We start from the raw sequence: 4,437 nt of genomic DNA on the forward strand, positions 1-4,437 counted from the left end.
GGCAGGGACGTGTAGGCCCGCGGATCGCCCCGCAGACCACGCCATGAGACGGGAGCAAGTCTGTGCCGAGTCCGCGGGTCCTCGGCCTGGTGCTGGCCGGGGGAGCCGGACGGCGGCTGGCGCCGCTGACGGCCGACCGGGCCAAGCCCGCCGTTCCCTTCGGTGGGTTGTACCGGCTGATCGACTTCGTGTTGTCCAACCTGGTCAACGCCGGCTATCTGCGGATCGCCGTGCTCACCCAGTACAAGAGCCACAGCCTCGACCGACACATCACCACGACGTGGCGGATGAGCAACCTGCTGGGCAACTACGTCACCCCGGTGCCGGCGCAGCAGCGCCTCGGCCCGTGGTGGTTCGCCGGCAGCGCCGACGCCATCCACCAGTCCCTCAACCTCGTCCACGACGACAATCCGGACATCGTCGTTGTCTTCGGCGCCGACCACGTCTACCGGATGGATCCGCGGCAGATGGTCGCCCAGCATCTCGACTCCGGTGCCGGGGTGACCGTCGCCGGGCTGCGGGTGCCGCGCGCGGAAGGACGGTCGTTCGGGGTGATCCAGACCGGTCGGGACGGTCGGACCATCGAGGCGTTCCTGGAGAAGCCCGCCGACCCGCCCGGCCTGCCGGACAGCCCGGAGGAGACGTTCGCGTCCATGGGCAACTACGTCTTCTCCACCGATGTGCTCATCGACGCGCTGCGCAAGGACGCCGTCGACGAGGACAGCCGGCACGACATGGGCGGCGACATCATCCCGATGCTCGTCGCGCAGCGCGCCGCCGCCGTGTACGACTTCAGCGACAACGTCGTGCCCGGTACGACCGCCCGTGACCGCGGCTACTGGCGCGACGTCGGCACGCTCGACTCCTACTTCGAGGCGCAGATGGACCTGTGCGCGCTCGACCCGGTGTTCAACCTGTACAACCGCGAGTGGCCGATCCTGACCAGCGTGCCGTCGCTGCCGCCGGCCAAGTTCGTCCACGACGACCCGCGGCGCACCGGCACCGCGATCAACAGCATCGTCAGCAACGGCGTGATCGTCTCCGGTGGCACCGTGCGCTCGGCGGTGCTCTCGCCGGGCGTGCGGATCAACTCCTGGGCCGATGTCGACCGCGCCGTCGTCCTGGACAACGCCGTCGTCGGGCGCGGCGCCGTCGTCCGCGACGCGATTCTCGACAAGAACGTCCACGTCCCGCCGGGCGGCCAGGTCGGCGTCGACAAGGACCGCGATCGCGCCCGCGGCTACACCGTCAGCGAACGCGGCATCACCGTCGTCGGCAAGGGCATCACCGGTCACCGACTGACCGACCGACCGACTGTGTACCGGTTCCCCAGCCGCCCCACCCAGCCGCCCCACCCATCCACCTCGTCGATGGAGAGACCGTCCATGCGCGTCGCGTTGCTCACCCGCGAGTTTCCTCCGGACGTCTACGGCGGGGCGGGTGTGCACGTCGAGTATCTGGCCCGCGAGCTCGCCCGGCTGGTCGACCTCACCGTGCACCGGGAGGCTGGGGGCACCGGGAGGGCGGCCGCCGGCAGCGATCGGGCCGTGGTGGAGTCGGCTGGCGGGCCGGGCGTCGCCGCGGTGCGCGCCCACCCGAGCTGGGCGGCGCTCGCCGGCACCGACGACGTGCTGCGCACCCTGTCGATGGACCTGTCCATGGCGGCGGCGGCCGTCGGCGCGGACGTGATTCACTCCCACACCTGGTACACGAATCTCGGCGGTCACCTCGCCGCCCTGCTTGGCGGCGTCCCGCACGTGATGACGTCGCACTCGCTGGAGCCGCGCCGGCCGTGGAAGGCCGAGCAGCTCGGCGGCGGCTACCGGCTGTCGTCCTGGTCCGAGCGGATCGCCATCGAGTCGGCGGCGGCGGTGGTCGCGGTAAGTGCCGGGATGCGCGCCGACATCCTCGACGCCTACCCGGCGGTCGACCCGGCGCGGGTGCACGTGATCCGCAACGGCATCGACACCGACGAGTACAAGCCCGACCCGGTGACCGACGTGCTGGAACGGCACGGGGTCGACCCGGAGCGACCCACCGTGATCTTGGTGGGGCGGATCGCCCGGCAGAAGGGGCTGCCGGTGCTGCTGCGCGCCGCGGCGGCGAACGACCCGCGGGCACAGCTCGTGCTCTGCGCCGGCGCCCCGGACACCCCGGAGCTGCTCGCGGAGACCTCCGCGCTGGTCGACGGGTTGCGCGTCGAGCGCGGCGGCGGCGTCTGGCTGAACGGGATGCTGACCAAGCCCGAGGTTATCCAGCTTCTTAGCCACGCCACCGCGTTCGTCTGCCCGTCGGTGTACGAGCCGCTGGGCATCGTCAACCTGGAGGCGATGGCCTGCGGCACCGCCGTCGTCGCCTCCCGCGTCGGCGGCATCCCGGAGGTCGTCGACGACGGCGTCACCGGGCTACTCGTCCCGCCCGACGAACCGAAGGCGCTCGCCGACGCCGTCAACACCGTGCTCGCCGACCCGGCGCGGGCGGCGGCTATGGGCCGCGCCGGGCGGGAGCGAGCGGTCGGCGAGTTCGGCTGGGCGGCCGTCGCCGAGCGCACCGCGGAGCTCTACGCCTCTCTCACCGGCGGCTGACCGGCGGCTGACCGGCGGCTGCGGCAGCCGACCGGCGGGGCCGCCGCGGGTCAGCTCCGCCAGGCGGTCTCGGACACCGGCGAGCGGCCCAGCAGCGGCCGCCACCAGGACTCGTTCTTCTTGTACCAGGCGATGGTGGAACGCATCCCCTCGCTGAAGTCGATCAGCGGTGACCAGCCGATCTCGGTGCGCAGCTTGGTGGAGTCCAGCAGGTAGCGGCGGTCGTGGGAGGGCCGGTCCGGCACGATCGTCTTCAGCGACGCCGGCAGGCCGAGCTCCGCGAGGACGGTGTCGGCGATCGTGGCGATGTCGGCCTCGACGCCGGACCCCACGTGGTAGGTCTCGCCGACGCGGCCGCGGTCGAGCACGGCGTCGATCGCCCGGCAGTGGTCCATCACGTGCAGCCACTCGCGCCGGTTCGTCGTCGACGCGTACAGGGGAAGCTGCTCGCCCTGCAGCGCACGGGTCACGAACAGCGGGATGACCTTCTCCGGGAACTGGTACGGCCCATAGTTGTTCGAGCAGTTGGTGATCGTCACCGGCAGGTCGTAGGTGTAACCGTAGGCGCGCACGGCGTGATCGCCGCCGGCCTTCGCCGCGTTGTACGGGGTGCGTGGCAGGTAGGGGGCGTCCTCGGCGAAGGCCCCCGGGTCGTTGAGGTCCATGTCGCCGTAGACCTCGCAGGTGGAGATCTGGTGGAAGCGGGTGACGCCCACCGTGCGGGCCGCCTCCAGCAGCGTCTGGGTGCCCATCACGTTCGTCGAGAAGAAATCGCCCGGCCGGATGATCGCCAGACTGTTGTGCGACTCGGCGGCGAAGTTCACGATCACATCGACCGTGTGCTCGCGCAGGGTGGACTCGACGAGTTCGCGGTCGCGGATGTCGCCGTGGACGAAGGTGATGCGCTCCGCGACGTCGGCGAGGTTCTCCCGGCAGCCCGCGTAGGTCAGGGCGTCGAACGCCACAACGGTGTCCGCCGGGTGGCGCTCGCGCCAGTAGCGGACGAAGTTCGACCCGATGAACCCGGCGGCTCCGGTCACCAGCAGCGTCGACATCGTTCGGCCTTTCGGTCGGCCCGCGTGCTGCGATGCACGCGGTGGGGGATGGGCGGGCGGTCTGCGGCCACGGTCTCGCGGCCCGGCCCGGGCGGGTTCAAGTCTGCCTGGAGCGCGTCGCGGCGGTCGGCGCCGGGTCGGCGCCGGGTCGGCGCGGCGCGCGCGTCCACCTCGCCGTCCGGCGGTCCGGGCCCGGCAGGGGCCCCGCCGCCATCTTCCGGTGACCGTGCCCATCCTGGTCCGCGCCCGCGTCGTCATGCGGAGGTAACACGTGCAAATTACGCTCCGGACTGTGGCGGATCTGTTTGAGGGCTATCCGGCGGAAGCGGCGGCCACGGCGGCCTGAGACGAGGTGTTCGAGGCGTCGGACACGCCCCGGGAGGTGTACTCCGCCCTACTATGACGCGTTGCAACCCCTCAGCAGCGCGGATCTCGCGGCCCGCAAGGTAGCCCTGGACCGGGCGTTTCGGGACGGGGGCAGCACCTTCAACCTCTTCGGCGAGGAGCGGCCGTTCCCGTTGGACCTCGTGCCGCGCCGGCTGGTGCTGACCAGCGCCCACTTCCACCGGGCGGCCCACGGCATCGACCCGCCCAACGCGGTGCGGGCGCACGTGCCCGGGATCGACCTGATCCGCGACGAGCGGGGCGGCTTCCGCGTCCTGGAGGACAACGTCGAGGGCCGCGACCTGTCGGTGCGGGACAACAAGGTCACCATGTGGACCACCAAAGGTGAGCAGCCGGTGCACGTCGTCTACCGCCGGTTGACATCCTCCTCCGCCTGAAGGTGGGGGATTCCT

Annotated in this window: 3 protein-coding genes and 1 pseudogene; 3 read left to right on the plus strand and 1 reads right to left on the minus strand. The window is 71.5% G+C overall.

Annotation, left to right across the window (positions count from 1 at the left end; genetic code table 11):
- Positions 1-62 precede the first annotated feature (62 nt).
- Positions 63-1,289, plus strand: a pseudogene (gene glgC, locus G6R25_RS21935) (glucose-1-phosphate adenylyltransferase); the annotation flags it as partial.
- Between the two features lie 96 nt (positions 1,290-1,385).
- On the plus strand, positions 1,386-2,585 hold the full coding sequence (gene glgA / locus G6R25_RS21940; protein WP_163554408.1) for a glycogen synthase: 1,200 nt from the start codon (positions 1,386-1,388) through the stop codon (positions 2,583-2,585).
- Positions 2,586-2,635: 50 nt separating this feature from the next.
- On the opposite strand, the gene rfbB is transcribed toward glgA, so the two are convergent.
- Positions 2,636-3,640 carry a dTDP-glucose 4,6-dehydratase gene (gene rfbB, locus G6R25_RS21945; protein WP_163554407.1) on the minus strand — a complete coding sequence of 335 codons (1,005 nt, stop codon included), beginning with the start codon at positions 3,638-3,640 and terminating at the stop codon, positions 2,636-2,638.
- Between the two features lie 407 nt (positions 3,641-4,047).
- On the opposite strand from rfbB, the gene G6R25_RS21950 reads away from it, so the two are divergent.
- On the plus strand, positions 4,048-4,422 hold the full coding sequence (locus G6R25_RS21950) for a circularly permuted type 2 ATP-grasp protein (protein ID WP_235826240.1): 375 nt from the start codon (positions 4,048-4,050) through the stop codon (positions 4,420-4,422).
- Positions 4,423-4,437 lie beyond the last annotated feature (15 nt).

The sequence above is a fragment of the Candidatus Frankia alpina genome, assembly GCF_902806485.1.
Lineage (GTDB): Bacteria > Actinomycetota > Actinomycetes > Frankiales > Frankiaceae > Frankia > Frankia alpina.

Coding starts and splice junctions, on each gene's coding strand:
- glgA (WP_163554408.1), top strand. CDS start 1,386: ATGCGCGTCGCGTTGCTCACCCGCGAGTTTCCTCCGGACGTCTACGGC.
- rfbB (WP_163554407.1), bottom strand. CDS start 3,640: ATGTCGACGCTGCTGGTGACCGGAGCCGCCGGGTTCATCGGGTCGAAC.